Source organism: Flavihumibacter rivuli (assembly GCF_018595685.2).
Classification (GTDB): Bacteria; Bacteroidota; Bacteroidia; order Chitinophagales; family Chitinophagaceae; genus Flavihumibacter; species Flavihumibacter rivuli.
This window is the reverse complement of the sequence record NZ_CP092334.1, coordinates 2,855,746-2,877,984: the sequence shown is the minus strand read 5'-3', so window position 1 is coordinate 2,877,984 and position 22,239 is coordinate 2,855,746. Positions and strand designations below refer to the sequence as shown.

General features: G+C 52.4%; 24 protein-coding genes. 20 read left to right on the top strand and 4 right to left on the bottom strand.

All coding sequences use genetic code 11. The features are described 5' to 3' along the window. Nucleotides 1-550: 550 nt before the first annotated feature. On the bottom strand, nucleotides 551-1,156 hold the full coding sequence (rnhB, locus tag KJS94_RS12280; RefSeq protein ID WP_214448959.1) for a ribonuclease HII: 606 nt from the start codon (nucleotides 1,154-1,156) through the stop codon (nucleotides 551-553). 64 nt (nucleotides 1,157-1,220) lie between these two features. On the opposite strand from rnhB, the gene KJS94_RS12275 reads away from it, so the two are divergent. The 13 genes from KJS94_RS12275 (at nucleotide 1,221) to KJS94_RS12215 (ending at nucleotide 14,002) form a co-directional block, all read left to right on the top strand. Further along, nucleotides 1,221-1,856, top strand: coding sequence for a Crp/Fnr family transcriptional regulator (locus KJS94_RS12275; protein WP_214448958.1), 636 nt, complete (start codon nucleotides 1,221-1,223; stop codon nucleotides 1,854-1,856). Nucleotides 1,857-2,584: 728 nt separating this feature from the next. Further along, nucleotides 2,585-4,000 (top strand): MBL fold metallo-hydrolase, encoded by a 1,416-nt coding sequence (locus KJS94_RS12270; RefSeq protein ID WP_214448957.1) that lies wholly within the window; start codon nucleotides 2,585-2,587, stop codon nucleotides 3,998-4,000. A gap of 24 nt (nucleotides 4,001-4,024) precedes the next feature. Beyond that, a complete protein-coding gene (locus KJS94_RS12265; protein ID WP_239804155.1) occupies nucleotides 4,025-4,309 on the top strand; it encodes a rhodanese-like domain-containing protein in 285 nt (94 codons plus the stop codon). A 2-nt stretch (nucleotides 4,310-4,311) separates the two neighbouring features. Beyond that, nucleotides 4,312-4,620 carry a rhodanese-like domain-containing protein gene (locus KJS94_RS12260; protein ID WP_214448956.1) on the top strand — a complete coding sequence of 103 codons (309 nt, stop codon included), beginning with the start codon at nucleotides 4,312-4,314 and terminating at the stop codon, nucleotides 4,618-4,620. Between the two features lie 5 nt (nucleotides 4,621-4,625). Beyond that, nucleotides 4,626-4,874 carry a hypothetical protein gene (locus KJS94_RS12255; protein WP_214448955.1) on the top strand — a complete coding sequence of 83 codons (249 nt, stop codon included), beginning with the start codon at nucleotides 4,626-4,628 and terminating at the stop codon, nucleotides 4,872-4,874. An 11-nt stretch (nucleotides 4,875-4,885) separates the two neighbouring features. Further along, nucleotides 4,886-5,182, top strand: a complete 297-nt coding sequence (trxA, locus tag KJS94_RS12250; protein ID WP_214448954.1) for a thioredoxin — start codon at nucleotides 4,886-4,888, stop codon at nucleotides 5,180-5,182. Between the two features lie 27 nt (nucleotides 5,183-5,209). Beyond that, complete coding sequence (locus KJS94_RS12245; RefSeq protein WP_214448953.1) at nucleotides 5,210-5,779, top strand: YeeE/YedE family protein; 570 nt, start codon at nucleotides 5,210-5,212, stop codon at nucleotides 5,777-5,779. 14 nt (nucleotides 5,780-5,793) lie between these two features. After that, nucleotides 5,794-6,318, top strand: coding sequence for a DUF6691 family protein (locus KJS94_RS12240; protein WP_214448952.1), 525 nt, complete (start codon nucleotides 5,794-5,796; stop codon nucleotides 6,316-6,318). Between the two features lie 5 nt (nucleotides 6,319-6,323). Next, on the top strand, nucleotides 6,324-7,571 hold the full coding sequence (locus tag KJS94_RS12235) for an MFS transporter (protein WP_214448951.1): 1,248 nt from the start codon (nucleotides 6,324-6,326) through the stop codon (nucleotides 7,569-7,571). A gap of 404 nt (nucleotides 7,572-7,975) precedes the next feature. Then, nucleotides 7,976-9,175: an NAD(P)/FAD-dependent oxidoreductase gene (locus KJS94_RS12230; protein WP_214448950.1), complete on the top strand. Its 1,200-nt coding sequence runs from the start codon at nucleotides 7,976-7,978 to the stop codon at nucleotides 9,173-9,175. Between the two features lie 52 nt (nucleotides 9,176-9,227). Continuing rightward, complete coding sequence (locus tag KJS94_RS12225) at nucleotides 9,228-10,058, top strand: universal stress protein (RefSeq protein WP_214448949.1); 831 nt, start codon at nucleotides 9,228-9,230, stop codon at nucleotides 10,056-10,058. Nucleotides 10,059-10,579: 521 nt separating this feature from the next. After that, nucleotides 10,580-11,653: a COX15/CtaA family protein gene (locus KJS94_RS12220; RefSeq protein ID WP_214448948.1), complete on the top strand. Its 1,074-nt coding sequence runs from the start codon at nucleotides 10,580-10,582 to the stop codon at nucleotides 11,651-11,653. A 90-nt stretch (nucleotides 11,654-11,743) separates the two neighbouring features. Then, complete coding sequence (locus KJS94_RS12215) at nucleotides 11,744-14,002, top strand: patatin-like phospholipase family protein (protein ID WP_214448947.1); 2,259 nt, start codon at nucleotides 11,744-11,746, stop codon at nucleotides 14,000-14,002. 25 nt (nucleotides 14,003-14,027) lie between these two features. Here KJS94_RS12215 and KJS94_RS12210 read toward each other — a convergent pair whose 3' ends face one another. After that, the gene (locus tag KJS94_RS12210; protein ID WP_214448946.1) at nucleotides 14,028-14,933 is read right to left on the bottom strand and encodes a diacylglycerol/lipid kinase family protein; all 906 of its coding nucleotides are present in this window, start codon (nucleotides 14,931-14,933) and stop codon (nucleotides 14,028-14,030) included. Between the two features lie 61 nt (nucleotides 14,934-14,994). After that, nucleotides 14,995-16,038 carry a 3-oxoacyl-ACP synthase III family protein gene (locus KJS94_RS12205; RefSeq protein WP_214448945.1) on the bottom strand — a complete coding sequence of 348 codons (1,044 nt, stop codon included), beginning with the start codon at nucleotides 16,036-16,038 and terminating at the stop codon, nucleotides 14,995-14,997. 185 nt (nucleotides 16,039-16,223) lie between these two features. On the opposite strand from KJS94_RS12205, the gene KJS94_RS12200 reads away from it, so the two are divergent. Both KJS94_RS12200 and KJS94_RS12195 read left to right on the top strand, forming a co-directional pair. Beyond that, nucleotides 16,224-16,535 (top strand): DUF2752 domain-containing protein, encoded by a 312-nt coding sequence (locus KJS94_RS12200; protein WP_214448944.1) that lies wholly within the window; start codon nucleotides 16,224-16,226, stop codon nucleotides 16,533-16,535. After that, a complete protein-coding gene (locus tag KJS94_RS12195; protein ID WP_214448943.1) occupies nucleotides 16,507-16,860 on the top strand; it encodes a TM2 domain-containing protein in 354 nt (117 codons plus the stop codon). Before KJS94_RS12200 ends, KJS94_RS12195 begins: the two co-directional genes overlap by 29 nt. Before the next feature lie 75 nt (nucleotides 16,861-16,935). Here the strand turns inward: KJS94_RS12195 and KJS94_RS12190 are convergent, their stop codons facing one another. Continuing rightward, nucleotides 16,936-17,919 carry an alpha/beta hydrolase gene (locus tag KJS94_RS12190; protein ID WP_214448942.1) on the bottom strand — a complete coding sequence of 328 codons (984 nt, stop codon included), beginning with the start codon at nucleotides 17,917-17,919 and terminating at the stop codon, nucleotides 16,936-16,938. Between the two features lie 84 nt (nucleotides 17,920-18,003). Here KJS94_RS12190 and KJS94_RS12185 point away from each other — a divergent pair, with 84 nt between their 5' ends. From KJS94_RS12185 to KJS94_RS12165, 5 genes are read left to right on the top strand one after another with little or no spacing between them, the layout of a single operon-like run. After that, the gene (locus KJS94_RS12185) at nucleotides 18,004-18,228 is read left to right on the top strand and encodes a DUF2905 domain-containing protein (RefSeq protein WP_214448941.1); all 225 of its coding nucleotides are present in this window, start codon (nucleotides 18,004-18,006) and stop codon (nucleotides 18,226-18,228) included. Nucleotides 18,229-18,237: 9 nt separating this feature from the next. Continuing rightward, nucleotides 18,238-18,528, top strand: coding sequence for a hypothetical protein (locus KJS94_RS12180; protein ID WP_214448940.1), 291 nt, complete (start codon nucleotides 18,238-18,240; stop codon nucleotides 18,526-18,528). Nucleotides 18,529-18,532: 4 nt separating this feature from the next. Next, nucleotides 18,533-19,663, top strand: a complete 1,131-nt coding sequence (locus KJS94_RS12175; protein ID WP_214448939.1) for a glutathionylspermidine synthase family protein — start codon at nucleotides 18,533-18,535, stop codon at nucleotides 19,661-19,663. 43 nt (nucleotides 19,664-19,706) lie between these two features. Beyond that, on the top strand, nucleotides 19,707-20,834 hold the full coding sequence (locus KJS94_RS12170; protein ID WP_214448938.1) for an acyltransferase family protein: 1,128 nt from the start codon (nucleotides 19,707-19,709) through the stop codon (nucleotides 20,832-20,834). A gap of 26 nt (nucleotides 20,835-20,860) precedes the next feature. After that, the gene (locus tag KJS94_RS12165) at nucleotides 20,861-22,180 is read left to right on the top strand and encodes a Gfo/Idh/MocA family protein (protein ID WP_214448937.1); all 1,320 of its coding nucleotides are present in this window, start codon (nucleotides 20,861-20,863) and stop codon (nucleotides 22,178-22,180) included. Nucleotides 22,181-22,239: the final 59 nt, after the last annotated feature.

The following is a 22,239-nucleotide window of genomic DNA, read 5'->3' as shown; positions in this document are numbered from 1 at the left end:
CGCTTTGTAATAGCGTGCGCGTTGCGCCTTTGCGTTCCTTCGCGCCTTTGCGTGAATCCGCTAAATACCTTTGCGTGAATCCAATCAATGCCTTTAGTATACAGAATAGGCCTCTGGTGAAAACACATCCTTTCGATTATCAAGGGATGAGTTTAAATTGGCAGAGCCAATGCGTTGCGTCCGCATGATTCCTCAAATGAAGTCCGTCCCTTCGCTTCTTCCCGCCCTCGCTTTATAATAGCGTGCGCGTTGCGCCTTTGCGGTCCTTGGCGCCTTTGCGTGAATCCGCTAAATACCTTTGCGTGAATCCAATCAATGCCTTTAGTATACAGAATAGGCCTCTGGTGAAAACACATCCTTTCGATTATCAAGGGATGAGTTTAAATTGGCAGAGCCAATGCGTTGCGTCCGCATGATTCCTCAAATGAAGTCCGTCCCTTCGCTTCTTCCCGCCCTCGCTTTATAATAGCGTGCGCGTTGCGCCTTTGCGGTCCTTGGCGCCTTTGCGTGAATCCGTTATTTCGCCCTTGCGTGAGACAACCACGGTGTGTTATAAAAACAGCTTCCCCTGTTTCGGTACAATATCGAAACTCCTTCGATGATGCTCGCACAACCCGAACTCCTCGATCGCCCTTCTATGCGAAGGCGTACCATAGCCCTTGTTATTGATCCAATCGTACTGTGGGAAGGAATCGTGGAGTTGGTCCATCCATGCATCACGATAGGTTTTCGCAAGGATGCTGGCGGCGGCGATGGACGCATAGGTGGCATCACCCTTGATGATGCACTGGTGCGGGATATCCTTATAAGCCTTGAAGCGGTTGCCATCGATCAGCAACAAGCCAGCCTTCACAGAGAGCTGGTCCAGCGCCCGGTGCATGGCCAGGAAGGAAGCCTGCAGGATATTGATGCGGTCGATCTCCTCCACACTCACCGAAGCCACCGCCCAGGCCACTGCCTTCTCCTCGATCACCCATCGGAGCTCATCGCGTTGCGACGCCTTCAATTGCTTGGAGTCGTTTAACAACGGGTGCTTGAACTTACGGGGAAGGATAACCGCAGCAGCGTACACGGGGCCTGCATAGCATCCCCGGCCTGCCTCGTCGCAGCCGGCTTCGATCAGTTGGTCCTGGTACCAGGCTTTCAGTTTCGCCATCGGCCCCAAATGTAATACTAAAGCATTTGCCTAATTTTGTATCTTATCCAAACAAGCATCCAACATGTCCTCTACCATACTTGCCGAACATTTCCCCGATTTTGAAAAAGGCCTCCAGGACGACCTGCTGGCGCATAGTGAGTTCAAGAGTTTCCGTGCGGGCGACCAGCTGATGCGGACCGGGCAGTATTTCCGCAACACCATGCTGATCGTGGATGGACTGGTGAAAGTATACCGCGAAGACGACCAGGGCAATGAGTTCTTCATGTATTACCTGCAGCCCGGACAGGCCTGTGCGCTCAGCATGGTCTGCGCCACCAAGCAGGAGACCAGCCAGATCATGGCCAAGGCCGTGAAGGATACCGAAGTGATCGCCGTGCCCCTGCAGTACATGGAAGAATGGATGGGTAAGTACAAGAGCTGGTACCATTTCGTCCTGGAGACCTATCGTTCCCGCTTTGAGGAACTGTTGGTCACCATCGACCATATTGCCTTCCGCGCCATGGACGAACGCCTCGAATTCTACCTCAAGAAACACCGCGACACCCTCAAGTCGAACACCATCAACCTCAGTCACCAGGAAATCGCAGATGAGCTGAATTCCTCCCGCGAAGTGATCTCCCGCCTCCTCAAGAAAATGGAGCAGATGGGCAAGGTCAGGCTGCACCGCAATGCGGTGGAGATTATTAATCTGAAATAGGTTGATAGTATTTTTTTTTCATTACCCCAGCAGGGTCTCCCGTAGGGGACCCTGATGAATAGTAGGATGGGGTTCATCGGGGTCCTCTGCGAGAGACCCCGCTGAGGAGTAGAGAAATGAGACCCCGCTGAGGTTATGTGTGTGATCATTCGATGCACTTCTCACCCCATCAGGGTCTTCTGAAAGGGACCCTGATGAATAGTAGGATGAGGTTCATCGGGGTCCTCTGCGAGAGACCCCGCTGAGGAGTAAAGAAATGAGACCCCGCTGAGGTTATGTGTGTGATCATTCGATGCACTTCCCACCCCATCAGGGTCTCCTGCAAGGGACCCTGATGAATAGTAGGATGAGGTTCATCGGGGTCCTCTGCGAGAGACCCCGCTGAGGAGTAGAGAAATGAGACCCCGCTGAGGTTTTGTGTGCGATCATTCGATGCACTTCTCACCCCATCAGGTGCTCTATTACTCCTTTACCCCAGCAGGGTCTCCCGTAGGGGACCCTGATGAATAGTAGGATGTAGTTCATCGGGGTCCCCTTCGGGAGACCCCGCTGAGGTGTAATGAAATAAGACCCCGCTGAGGTGAAAAACAAAGGCCTCCCCAATCCCCTCTTCCCTACTGTAAATCACCGCCTTCCCGTGGCGTTGATAATGTGACAAAAGTCATAGATGGCGGATGAACTTTGCATCAAATTTGCACATACAAATAACAACAGTAAAAACGAGCGTCATGAAAATAGAACAGATCTACACCGGTTGTCTGGCACAGGGTGCCTATTACATCGAAAGCGAAGGGGAAGCAGTGGTGATCGATCCGCTGCGCGAAGTGGAACCTTATATCCAACGTGCAGAGAAGGACAAGGCGAAGATCAAGTATGTGCTGGAAACGCACTTCCATGCCGACTTCGTGAGTGGTCACCTCGACCTGTCGAAGAAGACCGGTGCCCCGATCGTGTATGGTCCCAATGCCAATCCCAGTTTCGATGCGCATATCGCGACGGATGGCGAAGAGCTGAAAGTTGGTAAGCTTACCTTCAAGGTTTTGCATACCCCCGGCCATACCATGGAAAGTACCTGTTACCTGTTGAAAGATGAGAACGGTAAGGATATTGGCCTCTTCTCCGGCGATACCCTGTTCATCGGCGATGTTGGTCGTCCCGACCTGGCACAGAAGGCCGCGCACATGACACAGGAGCAATTGGCCGAGACCCTTTTTGATTCCCTGCGCAACAAGATCATGCCCTTGAGTGATGATATCATTGTGTATCCGGCTCACGGTGCCGGTTCCGCTTGTGGTAAGAACATGAGCAAGGAAACAACCGATACCCTGGGTCACCAGAAGGAAACCAACTATGCCCTGCGTGCCAATATGACGAAGGAAGAATTTGTGAAGGAAGTGACCACCGGCCTGATGCCGCCTCCTGCTTACTTCCCGCTGAACGTGATGATGAACAAGCAGGGTTATGACAGCATTGATGAAGTGCTGAAGCGTGGCCAGCATGCCCTGAGCCCCGAGGCTTTCGAGGCAGCAGCCAATGAGACCGGCGCGCTCATCATCGATACCCGCGATCCGCAAACCTTCGCCAAAGGCTTCGTTCCCAATTCCATCAATATCGGTATCGACGGCAGCTTCGCCCCATGGGTAGGTGCCCTGATCCCCGATGTGAAGCAACAACTCCTGATCGTAGCTGAACCCGATCGCGTAGAAGAAGTGGTTACCCGTTTGGCACGTGTTGGTTACGACTTCACCATCGGCTACCTCGAAGGTGGGTTTGAGAACTGGAAGCAGTCCGGTAAGGAAGTGGACAGCATCACCTCAATCACTGCCGAAGAACTGGCCGAACGCCTGAAGAAGGGGGAAGGCGAGGTACTGGATGTGCGCAAGAAGAGTGAATACCTGAGCGAGCACGTGGTGGATGCGGAGAACGCACCCCTGGATTTTGTGAATGAAAGCATGCTGCAGGTAGATAAGAACAAGACCTACTTCGTTCATTGTGCAGGCGGCTACCGCTCCATGATCTTCAACTCCATCCTGAGGGCACGTGGTTACGATAACCTGGTGGATGTGAAGGGTGGCTTCAAAGCCATCAAGGATAGCGGCCTCTTTAAGGTGAGCGACTATGTATGTCCTTCTACCTTGCTCTAATGAATAACAGTTAAAAGAATTACCATGAAGACAATAAATGAGTTGCTGACGGAACCCACTGCTACGGTGGTGGATGTGCGGAATGACTGGGAATATGAAATGGAACACTATCCCGGTGCCATCAATATTCCATTGGACCAGATCATGAACAGGATCGATGAGTTCCAGCAACTGGGCAAGCCGATCGTATTGTATTGCCGCTCCAGTAACCGTTCCGGCCTGGCCCAAATGATACTGCAACAGGCAGGTGTAACCGAAACCTACAATGGTGGTGCCCTGTCTGCTTTACCTAAACCTGTAATGCATTAATTATGTTTGGATGGATCAAGAGACTGTTGGGTGGTACACCGGTCGACTTTAAGGAGCTGGTGGGCAAGGGAGCCGTGATCGTTGATGTGCGGACACCGGGTGAATTCGGTTCTGGTCATATCAACCAATCGGTGAATATTCCCCTCGACACCCTGAAGCAGAACATTACCAAGTTGAGGAACATGCAGGTGCCGGTGATCGCCGTATGCCGTTCGGGCAACCGCAGTAGCATGGCTGTCGCCCAGCTGAAGCAGGCCGGCATCGAAGCCTATAATGGCGGTGCATGGACCAGTTTACAAAACAGATTATAACACACATGTTAAGGACAATAACGACAGGATGGAATTTCATGAGATGGTTAAGGTTGGGCGTCGGTGCCTACGCGCTGGCGTCGGCCTATACCGGATCGGATAAGTTGTTGGCCGCGGCCGGGGGCTTCCTCTTCCTGACAGCACTGTTCAATATCGGTTGCTGTGGAAGTGGTGCCTGTTATACCACGCCGCCGGTTAAACGCAGTAAGGCTGCTGATACCGATGAAATAGTTTTTGAAGAAGTGAAACCCTAAATTGAGTTTGTATGGCAAGTTTCCAGGACATGATCAATTCGGAAAAACCGGTGCTGGTTGATTTCTTTGCAGAATGGTGCGGCCCCTGTAAGATGATGGCCCCCATCCTGAAGGAAGTGAAGGCCTCATTGGGGGATTCCGTCAGCATCATCAAGGTGGATGTGGACAAGAATCCTGCCGCAGCGCAGCAATTCCAGATCCAGGGGGTGCCCACCCTAATGGTCTTCCAGCGCGGACAGGTCAAATGGCGCCAGAGTGGGGTAGTGCCCGCGAAGCAATTGCAACAAGTATTGCAGAATATTCACTGATCAACACAAACAAACAAATAGTAGCATATGAGTTTTATTGAATGGCTCAAACAACCCTGGCCCTGGTATGTAGCAGGCCCCCTGATCGGGTTAACGGTTCCCACATTGTTGTTGCTGGGAAATAAGTCTTTTGGCATCTCCTCCTCATTGCGTCACGTATGTGCGGCTTGCCTGCCAGCCAAGATCCCCTTCTTCCAATATGATTGGAAAAAGGAAGTCTGGAACCTCTTCTTCGTTTTCGGGATCTTCCTGGGGGGGATCCTGACAACCCTGCTGTTGTCGAACCCCAACCCCATCGAAGTGCATCCCAACCTGGTGAATGAACTCGCAGGGTATGGTATCAATGACTACAGCGGTCTCGTGCCCAGGGATGTGTTCAACTGGACAGCACTGTTCACCCTTCGTGGTTTCCTCATGATGGTGGTGGGTGGTTTCATGGTGGGCTTCGGTACCCGTTATGCCGGTGGTTGTACTTCGGGACATGCTATCATGGGCATCTCTAACCTGCAGTGGCCTTCCGTAGTAGCTACCTGTTGTTTCATGGCCGGTGGTTTCCTGATGGCCAATGTGATCCTTCCCTTCATTTTAAGACTCTAAAAGCAGCTAAGATTATGTCGACCAATACAAGTTTTGTACAACCACAAACACAACAGGAGAACACCGATTTTGAAGTGCGTTCCCTGGATACCATGTGCATCAACGAATCACATGTAAAGGAGCCCTGGTATGCCAATGTGAAATACCTGGTCGTTGGTATCCTCTTCGGTATCGTATTCATCAAGGCAGAGATCATTTCATGGTTCCGTATCCAGGAAATGTTCCGCCTGCAAAGCTTCCACATGTATGGTGTGATCGGCTCTGCGGTTGCGGTGGGTATGCTCTCTGTCTTCCTGATCAAGAAGTTCAACATCAAGACCCTCCAGGGCGAGAAGGTTGAGTTCCATGACAAGAAATTCAACAAGGGACAGATCTATGGCGGCCTGACCTTCGGCCTGGGCTGGGCCATCACCGGTGCCTGTCCTGGTCCGCTCTTCGCACAGATCGGCTCCGGCGCTACCGTGATCATCGTCACCCTGTTGAGTGCCATTGCCGGTACCTGGGTGTATGGTAAATTCAGGGACAGGTTACCCCACTAAGCAAAATGAAAACCGATCTTCAGCAAGGACTGGGTCAGAACTGGAAGCAGTTCAGTTTATTGGTGCTGGTGAATGCATTCGTCGGCGCCATGGTGGGACTTGAACGTGCGGTGATGCCCGGCTTTGCGGAGCATATTTTTGGGAAGCAGGGCCAGGTGGTCCTGCTTTCATTCATCATGGCCTTCGGTACCAGTAAGGCCCTGGCCAACCTGATGATGGGCATGTTGAGCGAACGCTTCACGCGCAAGCACCTGCTCTTACTGGGATGGATAGCCGCAATTCCCGTTCCCTTCTTATTGATGTATGCAGAACACTGGGGATTGGTGATCCTGGCCAATATCTTTTTGGGCCTCAACCAGGGACTGGCATGGTCATCCACCGTGGTGATGAAGATCGACCTGGTAGGGGAGAAGAACCGCGGTCTCGCCATGGGCATCAATGAATTCGCGGGTTATGCCGCAGTTGGACTTGCAGCCTACCTGGCTACTTCACTCGCTTCCAACTATGGCTTTCGTGCAGCACCTTTCGTACCGGGCATTCTCTTCTCAATAGCAGGTTTATTGGTCAGCTGGATCTGGGTAAAGGATACGCATCACCACGTGCAAAAGGAGACCCAGCTCAGCAAGCGACCCCTGCTCGATAATGTCTGGAAAGCGACCAGCTACCAGCATCCTACCATTGGCACAGTGACCATCAATGGATTGATGAACAACCTCAATGATGGAGTGATCTGGGGCCTGTTGCCGGTGTTGTTGGCCACCAAAGGTTATAGTCTTACCGAGACCGGCGTGCTGGCAGGATTGTACCCTGCTATCTGGGGCTTCGGCCAGCTCTTCACCGGCAGGATGGGCGATACGCATTGCAAGAAACAACTGATCACGACAGGCATGTTGCTGCAAGCTCTTGCCCTGGCGATGCTGGTCTTCACCAGCCAGTATTACCTGCTTGCTGTGAGCATGGTATTGATGGGAATAGGAACCGCCCTTGTCTATCCCAATTTCCTTTCCTCCATCGCCGAACAAATGCATCCGCAGCAGCGCGCGAAGGCCCTCGGCATCTTCCGCTTCTGGCGCGATTCCGGTTATGTGATCGGCGCCCTCATGGCCGCCCTGCTCACCAGCTTCTTCGGCCTCAGCGCCACCCTTTTACTCGTTGCCTTCCTCACCGCCGGTGCGGGACTGATGGCGCATTCCAGGATGTGTTGTACGAATAAGCAGTTTTGGGGCGATACAACTTGTTTGGAAGTTTATTAATGAATGAAGGATGTGGTCACCCCCTCCGCTGCGCTACGAGGGCACGGTGTGGATATGTGATCTTTACGCTAACCATTAGATTGTAGGGCATCCTCTTCGCTGACCTAGGCAGATGTAGGTGTTATTACCCAACTATTTTTCATTGATTGAATTATTGATGATCCTGGTTTCGATTCCCCCAGCCCCGTTAGGGTCTCCTTATTTGTGCGGCAACAAAAACTCCAGAATCCCACTGGTTGGCGAGAGTGCCACATGTCCACATGTCCACATGTTCACACGTCCACATGCTCTCTTCTTCCCTGTCCAAAATCACCCCACCCCCTGCCCAACCTCATGCTCTTTTGTGATACCTGTCACGCATGCCCCCTCGGGGCCTTGGTACTTTTAGGTACAAATTTTATCATATGTCCCAGCATTTTCAGATCCTGATCATTGGCGGTGGTAATGCCGGTATTTCTGTAGCGGCACAACTATTGCTGAAGCGACCAGGATTACAAATAGCGATCATAGAACCTTCTGACCGTCATTACTACCAGCCGGCCTGGTCATTGGTGGGCGGCGGAACCTTTGATATCCACAAGACCGTTCGCGCGGAGAGTTCGGTGATCCCCCAAGGGGTGACCTGGATCAAAGAAGCGGCAGAGACACTAGAGCCGGAGAAGAATACCGTGATCACGCGTGAAGGCAATACGTATACCTACGACCAGCTGATCGCTGCGCCGGGTATCCAGTTGAACTGGCACCTGGTGAAAGGCCTCAAGGAAACCCTTGGCCGCAATGGCGTGACCAGCAACTATTCCTTCGATTATGCACCTTATACCTGGGAACTGATCCAGAAACTGCAGCCCGGCCAGACCGCCATCTTCACCAGTCCGGGTACCCCGGTAAAATGTGGTGGCGCACCGCAGAAGATCATGTACCTGGCGGCTGACTACCTGAAACGCAAGGGATGGACCGGCAAGGTCAATATCCTGTTCGATACGGCAGGCGGGGTGATCTTTGGGATCAAGAAGTATGCGGTAGAGCTACAGAAGAAAGTGGATGAATACCAGATCAAGACCAATTTCAAGCATGACCTGATCGCGATCGATGGCGAGAAGAAAGAAGCGACCTTCAAGGTGACCGATGCTGAAGGCGTGAGCCATGAAGTCGTGCATCAATTCGATATGATCCATGTGGTGCCGCCGCAGAGCGCCCCTGACTTCATCCGCAAGAGCCCGTTGGCCAATGAGGCAGGATGGATCGATGTGGACAAGCATACCCTGCAGCACAACAAATACCCGAATGTTTTCGCACTGGGCGATGCCACCAGTACGCCCAATGCCAAGACCGGCGCGGCCGTACGCAAGCAGGCCCCGGTGCTGGTAAAGAACCTGCTCGATTTCATCGATGGCAAGCAGCTTTCAGGAAATTATAATGGTTATGGCAGCTGTCCGCTCATCGTGGGTTATGGCAAACTGATCCTGGCGGAGTTCGATTATGACAATAATCCAACGGAGACCTTCCCCTTCGACCAGGCTAAACCAAGGTGGTCCATGTGGGCGTTGAAGAAATATGTGTTACCCTGGCTGTACTGGCATAAAATTTTAAAGGGAACGGCCTGATAATCTGTGTATCTTTCGGACTCGAAATGCCAAAGAACATAACCCTATCATTATGGCAAATATTCTTGTTCCGTTTGATTTTTCACCCAATGCGGTTACTGCCCTGGACCAGGCATTATTGATCGCTGCTACGCATAATTATTCCATCGAAGTACTGCATATCATGAATATGAGTGCGGCGCTGGTCTATCCGCCCCATTGGGAAGTAGACCCGCACGCCATTGATGAGCGTAAGGTGACCGCCCAATTGGTCGATGCGGTGGAAGCGCGCATGAAGACAGTTGTTCCCGGCAAGACCATCGAGACCAGCTACAGTGTACGTCACAGTGTGATGGTGAATGGCGGAATCATCAACCATGTGTTGCAGAACAATTGCGACCTGATCGTGATGGGTACCCATGGTGCCACCAATGCAGTGGAGCGTTTCTGGGGAAGCAATACCTCTACCATGATCAACCATGCCCTGTTCCCGGTGCTGGCGATCCCGCCCCATTGGCAACCGGTGGCGATCAGGGAGATCATTGCTGCAGTGACCCTGAAGGAACTGAAGAAGCGCATTCCTGCTGTGCAACAATGGTCGGCCTGGATGGGATCCGATTGTGAAGTGGTGACCGTGAGCACCCTGCCGGAAGTGGATAAGGAGAAAGTGGAGGAGGCCATGAAGGCATTCCCGGAGGTGAAGACCACCCTGATCCCGAAGAAGAATGATATCCCCATGTGGCGCAACCTGGTGCAGTTCTCCGCCGACCGCAAGGATGCGGTACTGGCGATGTTCGTGCACGAGCGTACGGTGCTGGAAAAATTGTTCAATTACAGTGTCACTTCCCGTGTAGCAGATGGGGTGCATATTCCTTTATTGGCTATTCCAGCAGAACATAAGTAGTTACATATAATTTCTCACCTCAGCAGGGTCTCCCGCAGGGGACCCTGATGAATAGTAGGATAATAGTTCATCGGGGTCCTCTACGAGAGACCCCGCTGAGGTAGAAATGTGGGCAAAGCCCGCAAAGTTTTCTCCTTCCACAAAGCGCCCCCACCCAATTTTCTTCCTATAGATCTGAAAGAATTTTACATCATACTTTTTAGACTGGTATCATTGCACTGCTATTCCTTTGGCGTAGCCAAAGCTTTGCGTTCTTAAAAACCCCTCAAAAGCAAAAAATCCTCCTTTGCGGCCTTTGCGTTACCCCATGCGTTGCGTCTTCGCGGTCGTTGCGGCTTTGCGTGAAGCTGCTCACCCAATCATAATCTTCTGAAAGGAGCCGAGACGAATAGTAGGAGGATAGTTCATCGGGGTCCTCTTCGAGAGACCCCGCTGAGGTATAAATGTGGGCAGAGATCGCAAAGTTTTCTCCTTCCACAAAGCGCCCCCACCAAGCACCAATCCCCTAACTTTGCCGCGCTATGGAACCACTGCATACTCAGAAAGGCAATAAGGCGGTAGCCACCTGGTTATTGATCGGTGTTGGGATGATCATTGTACAGGTTGTTTTAGGCGGTATTACCCGGTTGACCGGCTCCGGGTTGTCCATCACGGAATGGGATGTTGTTACCGGTGCCCTCCCGCCCCTGAATGAAGCCGGCTGGATGCAGGAATTCCAGAAATACCAGCAGACCCCCCAATACCGATTGCTCAATACCGATTTCTCGCTGGGCGATTTCAAATTCATCTTTTTCTGGGAATGGTTCCACCGCGTTTGGGCCCGCCTGATCGGGATCGTCTTCCTGGTAGGCTTCGTTTACCTCATTGCGAAGAAGTACCTCCGCCGCGATATGGTGAACCCCATGCTCATCCTCTTCCTGCTCGGCGGACTGCAGGGTGCCATTGGCTGGATCATGGTGGCCAGCGGACTGGTAGGGGATGCGGTATATGTGAAACCCACCCGTTTGGCTTTGCATTTCATTTTCGCCTTAGGACTGCTTTGCTATACCTTCTGGTTTGCCCTCCAATTGCTGGTGCCGCCTGCAGAGCGCAAAGGCGAACCCAGACTGGCCCGGTTCACGGCCATCCTCATCGGCTTGCTGGGTATCCAGTTGATCTATGGAGCCTTGATGGCCGGCCATAAAGCAGCCACTGCCGCCCCTACCTGGCCCAGTATCAACGGTTCTTTCCTGCCAGAAGGATTGTTCCGCGACCAGCCCTGGCTGATCAATTTCATCGACAACACCACCACCATCCATTTTGTCCACCGCAACCTGGCCTATATCATCACCATCCTCATTCTTGTTGGCTATAGGTACATCCTGCGCAGCAACCCGACCGGCTGGCTGAAGAAATACCAACGCCTGCCTTTGGTATTGGTGGTCATCCAGGTGATGCTGGGTATCCTTTCGGTGTTGATGAGTCCCGGTATCGTCCCCAATCGCTGGGGCAGTTTTGAGTGGATGGCGCAACTGCACCAGGTGGTCGCCATGTTCCTGCTCTTAGCCCTTGTGTTTCAGTTATATCTATTGGGAAGAAACAAGCAGCAGGCATAATTTCGGTTTTGTCTTATCGTTATAAGGAAGGGCACAACTTTTGCCTCAACAAACTGTTGAGGAATTGTCCCTCATTTCATTCAGCCTGCCATGAAGCAAACCTTGAAAACCATATTCTATTCCTTCCCGGTTCAGCTGGTATTGCTTCACCTGAAGAAATTCCAGATCCTGCTGATCTTCTGGCTGGTGCTGTTCGGCGCGGTGAACGGCTCCTTCATGCAGGCCTTTGGGGTGGATTCCCTCTACCTGGCCCCGGAATACCTGGGTGAGGTGAGCGCCATGAGTGCAGGTATCGTGGGGATTGCCATTGGTATCTTCATCATGAGCTGGAACATCACCACCTTCATCCTGTTCAGCCGTCATTTCCGTTTCCTGGCCACCACCACCCGGCCCTTCCTGAAGTATTGCATCAACAATGCCATCATCCCGCTGGTCTTCCTCTTCTTCTACCTTGTGAAGGCGGTGCGGTTCGACCTGCATAGGGAATTACTCGGGACAGCAGAGATCGTGGTGCTGGTCAGTGGCTTCCTGGTCGGCTTTCTCTTCATCGTTTTTGTTTCCTTCGCCTATTTCTTCGGGGCAGACCTTACCATTGCCCGGCGGATGATCAGCCTGGATTCGGTGCCCATGGCCTATCAGAAAGGCGTAAGGCCGCATATCGTCTTGAACAGCGGGGGCAGCAGGCTCATCAAAGTGACCTCTTATCTCAATGGCCCTTTTTCAGTAAGGACCGTACGGGATGTCACCCATTACAGCAAGGAATTCCTGGAGAGTATTTTCAGTCGCCACCATTTTGCAGCAGTGCTGTCGATCTTCATTGCTTTTGTGTTCCTGATGGTCATTGGTTACCTGCTGGATTATCCCATCTTCCAGCTGCCGGCGGCGGCAAGCATCACCATCTTCTTTGCCATCCTGGTGGCTGTTGCCGGGGCCTTCTCCTATTTCCTGCAAAGCTGGAGCATGCCCTTCCTGGTGGTGTTGGTCATCTTCCTCAATATCCTTTACCGGACCGGGGTGATCGATCCCAGCAATAAGGCCTATGGACTGGATTACAGTGCAACAACCCCAAGGGCCAACTATTCGCCGGAAGAAGTGCAATCCTTGTGTAGCCCTGAACGGATGGAGCAGGACAAGCAGGCAATGCTGGCGGTGCTGGAGAAATGGAAGGCGAGGCAGAAGGAAGAGAAACCCTATCTCTACATGGTTTGTGTGAGCGGCGGTGGAACCCGGAGTGCCACTTTCACGCTGGGGGTCTTGCAGAAACTGGATAGCGTTTGCGGGGGCGACCTGATGCGGAAGGTGTTCATGATCAATGGCGCATCCGGCGGCATGCTGGGCGCAGCCTATTACAGGGAACTGACCTTGCAGAAAGAGCAGGGTTTTATCACCGACATCCGCGACCCGGCCTATATCGAGGACATATCGAAGGACCTGCTGAATCCCACCTTCTCTTCCTTTGTGGCCCGCGACCTGGCGGCGCCAGCTCAGAAGTTTGAAGTAGGGAAGTATTCCTATGTAAAGGACCGTGCCTATTCCTTCGAACAGAAGCTGAATGAGAATACGCGCTTCCTGATGGACAAGGAACTCAGTGATGTCGCGAAAGATGAACGCGAAGCAAGGGTGCCACTGATGCTTTTCAATTCGGTGATCACGCGCGATGGCCGGAAGATGATCCTGAGCACCCTGCCGGTGAGTTACCTGATGAAGCCCCATGCGCCGGGTACGGAGAACATGCATATCGAACCCGATGCGGTTGATTTCGCGGCCCTGTTCCGCGAACAGGACCCGATGAATCTTCGGTTACTCACGGCCCTGCGGATGAATGCGACCTTCCCTTATGTGTTGCCGAATGTATGGCTGCCCTCCACACCGGTGATCGATGTGATGGATGCCGGTCTGCGCGATAATTTCGGGTTGGAAACCTCCCTGCGGATGATGCATGTGTTCCGCGACTGGATCAAGGCCAATACCAAAGGAGTGGTGTTGCTGCAGATCCGTGACAGGAAAGGTGGTGCATGGGATTTCCCCTTTGAGTCCAAGAATATCTCTGAGCTGGTGACCAAACCCTTGCTCCTGCTGCAATACAACTGGTACAAGATGCAGGAATACAACCAGGGTGACCTGCAGGCGCTGACAGAAACAGCATTAGAAGGCAACCTCACAAAACTCACCTTCCAATATATCCCTGCCAGGGAAGAAGCAAAGGCGGCGCTGAACTTCCACCTCACCAGGAGGGAGAAACTCGATATCATCGCAGCCCTGGATAATGCCGACAATAAAGCATCTATTAAGGCTTTCCAGTCGTTTACAAATGCTTCCAAAGAGAAGCAAATGCTTACAGAGCGTTGACCTGCTTATTTCCGATTGAAATCATTTATTGACGTTCCGGCTGGATGAGTTGAAAACAGCGGGGCAGGATCCTGATGTGCAACTGGTCCACGGATTCCCTGGGTTCACCATCGATGTGCAGGGGTGCGCCGTCCTTATTCCTGATCTTGAGTTTATCGGTCTGGAAATACTGGATGGTGCGGGTTGGCCCGGGATGGGTCCCGGTCAGCTTTCCCCCGCTCACCTGCTGGATCAGCGCAAAGGGAAGGATGGCCTTGTTCATCTTAGGCACCACTACGATATCGAGCAGGCCGTCGTTCAGGCTTGCCCTGGGTGCGATGGTGAACTGGTTGCCGAACTGGTTGGAATTGGCAATGCTGATGAAGAAGGCATCGGTCAGGATCACTTCATCACCCACCACTAGCTCAAAGCGGTAAGGGGTGGCGGTGAAATAATTCTTGAGGGTCTGCTGGGTATAGGTGAGCAATCCGCGTGTGGGCTGCTGCGCGAAATCATGGGCCACTTTGGCATCGAAGCCAAGGCCGCAGAGCATGCAGGCAAACTGGTCGTTGACCATGAAGGCATCAATGAACCTTGCCTTGCCGGTGAAGGCCAATTCCAGTGCTTTGCTGATATCCTTGGGGATGCCTGCCGAAAAAGCCAGTCCATTTCCTGAACCCATTGGGATGATACCGAAGCGTACACCGGTATCGGCCAGTTGGTGGGTGACCAGGTTGACCGTGCCATCGCCACCACAGATAATGATATCTGTATAGCCTTCCTCGCTGATCTTATGGCGAACGAATTCGTAATCACCGCTGGCAACAGTTGGCAATACAATGGCATAGCAGCCGTATTGCCGTGCAGCAGCCATCACCTTATCCTCCAGCGAGGCTTTGGATTGGGTACCCGCGATCGGGTTGACCAGGAATATGAATTTCTTATCCGGCATGGAGCCAAAGGTAGGATTAGCCCGATGGATTAAACAATAAATTACCCAGGATCATTAGGGCTTACCAACGCAGCAATGCACTGGCCCAGGTAAATCCACTGCCGAATGCGGCCAGGCAAACGAGATCGCCTTCCCTGATCTTTCCCTTTTCCCAGGCTTCGCAGAGGGCGATGGGTACTGATGCAGCCGTGGTATTGCCGTATTGCTGGATATTGTTGTACACCTGGTCATCACTTAAGCCCAGTTTTTGCTGCACGAATTGGGCGATGCGCAGGTTGGCCTGGTGGGGGATCAGCATATTGATGTCTGCAGGTTGGAGTCCATTGGCTTCCAGGGCTTCCATGATCACTTCCGGGAATTTCACCACGGCCTTCTTGAATACGGAAGGTCCGTCCATGAAGGGGAAGTTCTGCGCAGTATCGATCATGGCATGGCTCATGAACATCTGGCCTATTTCGGCTTCATCGAAGCTGGCATAGTTGCCCCAATGGTTGGCATGGGTGCCGGGATTGTACATGGCCAGGATCTCGGCGCTTTCGCCATCGCTGTGCAGGTGGGTGCTCAGGATGCCCTGGCCCTCCTTTTCAGTGGGCTGCAATACTACAGCCCCTGCGCCATCCCCAAAGATCACAGCCACATTACGGCCACGGGTAGAGAAATCGAGCCCGAAGGAATGCTTCTCACTGCCGATCACCAGGATATTCTTGTACATGCCGGTGCGGATGAACTGGTCGCCTACCGATAAGGCATAAACGAAACCGCTGCACTGGTTGCGGATATCGAGGGCGCCGATCTCTTTCATCTTCATGGCCCTTTGTACCAATACCCCGCAGCCGGGGAAATAATAATCAGGGGAGAGTGTAGCGAAGATGATGAAGTCGATGTCCTGGGGAGTGATGCCGGCCCTTTCGATCGCTATTTTTGCGGCTTCCACTGCCATGGTAGTAGTGGTCTCGCCGGTCCGGTCGGCATAGCGCCTTTCCTTGATTCCGGTCCGTTCCTGGATCCACTCATCACTGGTATCCATATACTTGGTGAGGTCATTGTTGGTCACCACATTGTTAGGGACATACATCCCGATCCCGGTAATCCTGGAACGAATCATAGCAAGCTGTTTAGTCTTCAAAAATAGGGAAAACCGAAAATTATGCAGGAAGTGAAACAGTTTCAGATGATTCGTTTTTGACTCAGTACAGCGCTGCCTGCATTTTTATGGGGAAAGTGAAGGGCAGTTAAGAATCCCCACTAACCCAATGCGGGCATCTCGGCAAAATCCGTTAATTTAATCCCATGCAATGGCTAAGGCGAAACAATGAATGGATCATCTGGCTGGCAGCACTGGTAGTGCTGGCTTTTGGTATTGATGACCAACCCGGGGAGACCAGCCTCTGTTTTTTCAACTGGCTGGGCTGGGAGCATTGTCCCGGCTGCGGACTGGGCAGGAGCATGCATGCGGCCATGGTCGGTGAATGGAAAAGGTCATGGGACTTGCATTGGTTCGGGATACCTGCTATATTCACGATCGTTTACCGGATCCTCACATTATTAAAACCAACATTTCAAACCAACCTGAATGAACAACCTGTTAATGAGTATTCCTGACCTGCAACCAGAAGAACTGGGAGGAATCAATGACCTGATCAAAGACATGAGTATTGAGCAACAACAACAATTCATCTTACTCTACAGCGGCAAGCGCAAGAAGCCCCAGGAGATCCTACTGCTGACCTGCCTGGGATTTGTAGTGGTAGCGGGCATCCAGCGCATCGTGATCGGCCAGATCGGGATGGGCATCCTTTACCTGTTCACCGGCGGCCTCTGCCTGATCGGGACCATTATTGATGTGGTGAATTATAAGAAACTGGCGAACGATTACAACCTCACCCAAATGTATGAGGCGGCAAGGATGGTCGGCCTGCAGCGATAATCATCATAAGGAGATAACTGACAAAAAAAAACTGCACCCCGCAAGAGGTGCAGTTTTTTTATCCTGCTTCACGGATCATTGAGTGATCCTTCCGATGAATTTTTCGATCTCCTTCTCCACCCCGGCTGCGTCCTTCGACTTGAAGGGAGACCCAATGACATGGTCGCCTGTATTGGGCATGGGCACCTCGAATTTCCTGTCGGCGGGCGTTCCCAATTGCTTGAACATTTCCTGCATGGCGGAAACCTTCACCACCGGGTCCTGGTGGGCTTCATCCTTGTAATAATACAGGACCAGCGTGGGCTGTTTCACCCTGGCGAAGGTTTCAGGTGTCATGGCCGTTTCCAGGTATTCTTCCAGTGCCACCACGGCTTCGAGCCGGTAAGGGCGGTTCCAGTATTGGACATAGGTGGGACGGGTATCGTCACTATAACGGTAAAGGCTACCCGTAACGAGCTTGGCGATCTGCAGTCCCCATGGATTGTTCAGCAGCCAGGCATTGGGATCATTGATGGCGATATTAGGCGACAGCAATACCAGCGCAAATACATCACTTGGATAGGTGGCGGCCAGCTGCAGGGCATTGGAGCCACCGGTGGAAGTTCCCATCAGGATCACTTTCTTGCCGATCCTTTTCCCGATGGCCAGTGCTTCCTTTGCTGACTCCCAGTAATTATCCGGTGTCAGGTTCACCAGGGCATCCGTGGTATCGATGCCGTGCTCTGCCAGCCTGGCCAGGTAGAGGTTGCAGCCAAACTGCTTCGCAATATTGGTATGGGTAGGCGCTCCTTCGAATTGGGAAGCCGAGAAACCATGCAGGTAAACGATGGCATATTCCGTTTGCTCCCTGGTGCTGTCATTGGCCCAAACGATCCTGGCCTCATTGTCGGGACGCAGTTTATGCGCAGCCTCCATCGTCTTGATATGGTTTTCCAGTTCCGTTGCAGATGCCGGAACTTCCGGTAATGCAGGGTCATAGACAGGGGTGGAGGGGTTGGGGCCGGCTATATAGGCGATGCCCAATACAACCGGGATAGCAAGCAACCATTTTTTTTGCATAGTCATCTATATTTTCGTTTGTCCAGGGAAGACAGATCAACCCTACAAGCTACGATTTGTTGACCGGAAAAACTAACTGCAACCATGTCACCTTCCACCGCAAAGATCATCATAGCCGCCGGCCTCCTGCTGGTCATCGTTGGGCTCATTGCCTATTTTTTCGGCGATAAGTTCCATTGGATCGGCAGGTTACCGGGCGATATCAGGATAGAAAAGGAGCATTTCCGTTTCTATTTCCCAATCACCACCATGATCCTCGCCAGTGTATTGGTGAGCGTCCTTTTGCGTATCCTCAATAAATTGTTTTAATTAGCCGATATGAAACATTCCCATAAGATCCTCCTGGGTCTTACCATTCTATTGGCTGCGGCCTGTAATGAGGAGGAGCAGCAAGATGAATGGATCTATGGCGAGACCAATGCCAGTGATACGACGGTACATGGCCATACCTATCGTATGTACCGCGGGCTCTATTATCCCGTGATCAATGGCCTGATCTCCCCCAGTACCTACCGGGGCGATGTGATGAACAATATTAATACACCTGGGTATACCCCAAAGAAGGTAGGCGGCTTTGGCAGTTCAGGTTTCAGGTATTACGGGGGATAAGCACATGAAAAGAGAATTGATCGAGCCCAGGCCGGGATGGCAGGACAAGGTTAGCGCACAGGGATTCCTTTACCATTCCCTCGAATCCCCTTATTGGGAGGAGTCGGCCTGCTATGCCTTTACCGCTGCTGAAGTGGACCAGCTGGAAGCCGCTACCAATGAGCTTTTCGGCATGTGCCTGGAGGCGGTGGAATTGGTGATGAAGGAGAAGCGCTATGCCCAGTTCCGGATACCCGAATGGGTGGCACCACTGATCGAATATAGCTGGAAAGAAGATATGCCTTCTATCTACGGCCGCTTTGACCTGGCTTTCCGCGATGGCCAGGTGAAATTGCTGGAGTTCAATGCCGATACTCCCACTTCACTACTGGAAGCGAGCGTGGTGCAATGGTTTTGGTTGAAGGATGTGTTCCCGGCCATGGACCAGTTCAATGCCATCCATGAAAGACTGGTGAAGCATTGGGAAGTGATCAAGCCTTACCTCGCATCACCCGCCATCCATTTCGCCTGCATGCCCGATGCGGTGGAGGATTACATGAATGTGGCCTACCTGATGGATACGGCTGAGCAGGCAGGTTTGCAGCCGCAGTTGCTCTATATCCCCAATATCGGCTACGATGCGGAAAGGCGGCAGTTCCTGGGGGTAAAGGATGAACCCATCCATACCCTCTTCAAGCTCTATCCATATGAGTTCATGGTGCAGGAAGAATATGGCCAGGCCTTGTTGCCCTCAAAGGAAAATACCTGGTGGATAGAACCGGCCTGGAAGATGATCCTTTCCAATAAATCGCTGCTACCCCTGCTCTGGGAAATGTATCCCGGCCATCCCTTGTTGCTGGAAGCCTCCTGGCAGCCCATTGGCGGCGATTTTGTGAAGAAGCCCATCTTCTCCAGGGAGGGTGCCAACCTTACCGTTGTGAGGGATGGTCAATTGCTGGAAGGGACAGGTGGCGAATATGGCCGGGAGGGTTTTGTCTTCCAGCGCTATTTCGAACTGCCTGTCTTTGATGGCATGCGTCCTGTTATCGGCTCCTGGGTGATCGGCGGGGAAGCAGCCGGGATCGGCATCAGGGAAACGGAGGGCTATGTTACCGGCAATACCAGCAGGTTCGTACCGCATTACTTCAGGCCCTGAGTTGATGGATTTCTATTTAAATTAGGGAATCCAATCTAACTGCATGAGCCAACCGAATACCCAACGATTTCTTGCCCTTGATGTATTCAGGGGGATGACCGTCTGTTTCATGATCATCGTGAATACACCCGGTAACTATGAAACCACCTTTGCCCCCTTGCTGCATGCCAACTGGCATGGGTTTACCCCAACCGATCTTGTTTTCCCTTCCTTCCTCTTTGCTGTAGGGAATGCCCTGAGCTTTGTGATGAACAAATGGTCGGGCATGAGCCAGCGGGAGGTACTAACGAAAATCCTTAAACGAACATTCATCATCTTCCTGCTGGGCTTCCTGATGTATTGGTTCCCCTTCGTAAAATGGGAGAATGGTGAACTGGTAGCGGCTCCCATATCAGACACCCGCATATTTGGTGTCTTGCAACGTATCGGGCTTTGTTATGGCATTGCGGCACTGATGTTCTATTACCTTAAACCCAAATGGACCTATATCCTTTCCGGGTTATTGCTCTTTGCCTATTGGGGCATGCTCTATGCCTGGGGTGATGCGGCCGACCCGCTCAGCCTGCAGGGCAATGCCGTATTGAGTCTTGACCGCGCTTTGATAGGCGAGCGACATATGTACCATGGGGAGGGAATCGCTTTTGATCCCGAAGGCTTGCTGAGCACCATCCCTGCCATTGCCAATGTGACGCTTGGGTTCTGGGCGGGAAGTTTTATCCAGCGCAAGGGAAAGACCTGGGAGACCCTGGGCCTGCTCTTGCTGACAGGCGCTTTCCTGATGTTCCTGGCCTATTGCTGGAACCCTTATTTCCCGATCAACAAGAAATTATGGACCGGCTCCTTTGTGCTGCTGACCGTAGGACTGGATTGTGTCATCCTGGCCACCATCATCTATATCATTGATTTCCGCCACCAGACGCGCTGGACCTATTTCTTTGAAGTGTTTGGCAAGAACCCGCTGTTCATTTACCTGCTGTCGGAGATCATTGCCATGCTGCTCTGGTTCTTCAAGACCAGTGATGGTACAGCCTGGTATACTGCACTCTACCAGAATGTGTTCAGTCATTTTGGTGACTACCTGGGTTCCTTCCTGTTCGCCCTAACGGTGATGCTTACCTGCTGGTTGGTGGGATGGTTCATGGACCGCAAGCGGATCTATGTCAGGGTATAACTATGTAAATCATAAACTGATCGAATATGGCTAACTCAAGGCGTTCTTTCCTGAAAAATTCCGGTGGCCTCCTGCTCGGTGCCGGTATGGTCCCCTTTGTCACCAATGACCTGATGGCGGCCATTCAGCGAAGGGTGGCGGCATCCGACCGCCTGAACTTCGGGGTGATCGGCGTGAACGGCATGGGCTGGAGCAACCTGAATGCCCTGCTGAAGATACCGGGTGCGACCTGTGTGGCGCTCTGTGACGTAGACAGCAAGCGCCTTGCGGAAAGGGCGGATGAATTGGCCAAAAAGAATATGCCGGTGAAGACCTATTCCGATTACCGGCAGTTACTCGATAACAAGGATGTGGACATCGTGATCATCGGCACCCCTGATCACTGGCATTGCCTGATGATGGTGGATGCCTGTGCAGCGGGTAAGCAGGTGTATGTTGAAAAGCCGGTGGGCAATTCCATCGCCGAATGCCGGATCATGGAAGCGGCACAGCAGCGCTACAAAAGTATTGTGCAGGTAGGCCAGTGGCAACGCAGCGCCCCGCATTTCCAGGACGCGGTTGATTTTGTCCGCTCCGGTAAACTGGGTAATATCCGCACCGTAAAATCATGGGCCTATATGGGCTGGATGAAGCCCGTGCCCATCAAGCCCGATGGCACCCCGCCCGAAGGGGTGGATTATGCGCGTTGGCTGGGACCTGCCAGCAAGCGGCCCTTCAACGCCAACCGTTTCCATTTCAATTTCCGCTGGTTCTGGGATTATGCCGGTGGCCTGATGACGGACTGGGGCGTGCATATGGTGGACTATGCCTTGTTGGGCATGAATGTGAGCTATCCCAAGCGCGTTATGTCTGCGGGTGGGAAGATGGCTTACCCGGATGATGCTTCTGAAACCCCTGATACCCTTACGGCCATCTATGAATTTGACAAGTTCAATATGGTATGGGAACATGCCACCGGTATTGACCTTGGACCCTATGGCCTGACCCATGGTACGGCCTTCATTGGCAACAATGGTACGCTGGTGTTGAACCGGGATGGCTGGTACGTGAAGCCGGAGGGCAAGAAGATGGAGGAGGTTCCCATGCAGAAGGACCAGGGCAATGCCCTTGTCAGGCATATGCAGAATTTTGTGGATGCCATCAGGGCCGGCGATCCTTCGATCCTGAAGACACCGGTCCAGCAGGCTTCGCTGACCGCGCAGGTCTGCCAGATGGGAAATATTGCCTTCCGTACCGGGCAGACCCTGGAATGGAACGCGCAAAAGGGTATATTTGGGAATAAAGCGGCCGATGCGCTGATCACCCCGGCCTACCAGAACGGGTATAAACTGCCCCAGGTCCGCTAGGTCATATTATTCCGTAACATAATATTCACGTTTATTTGCTTGCCACCCCGTGGAATTGG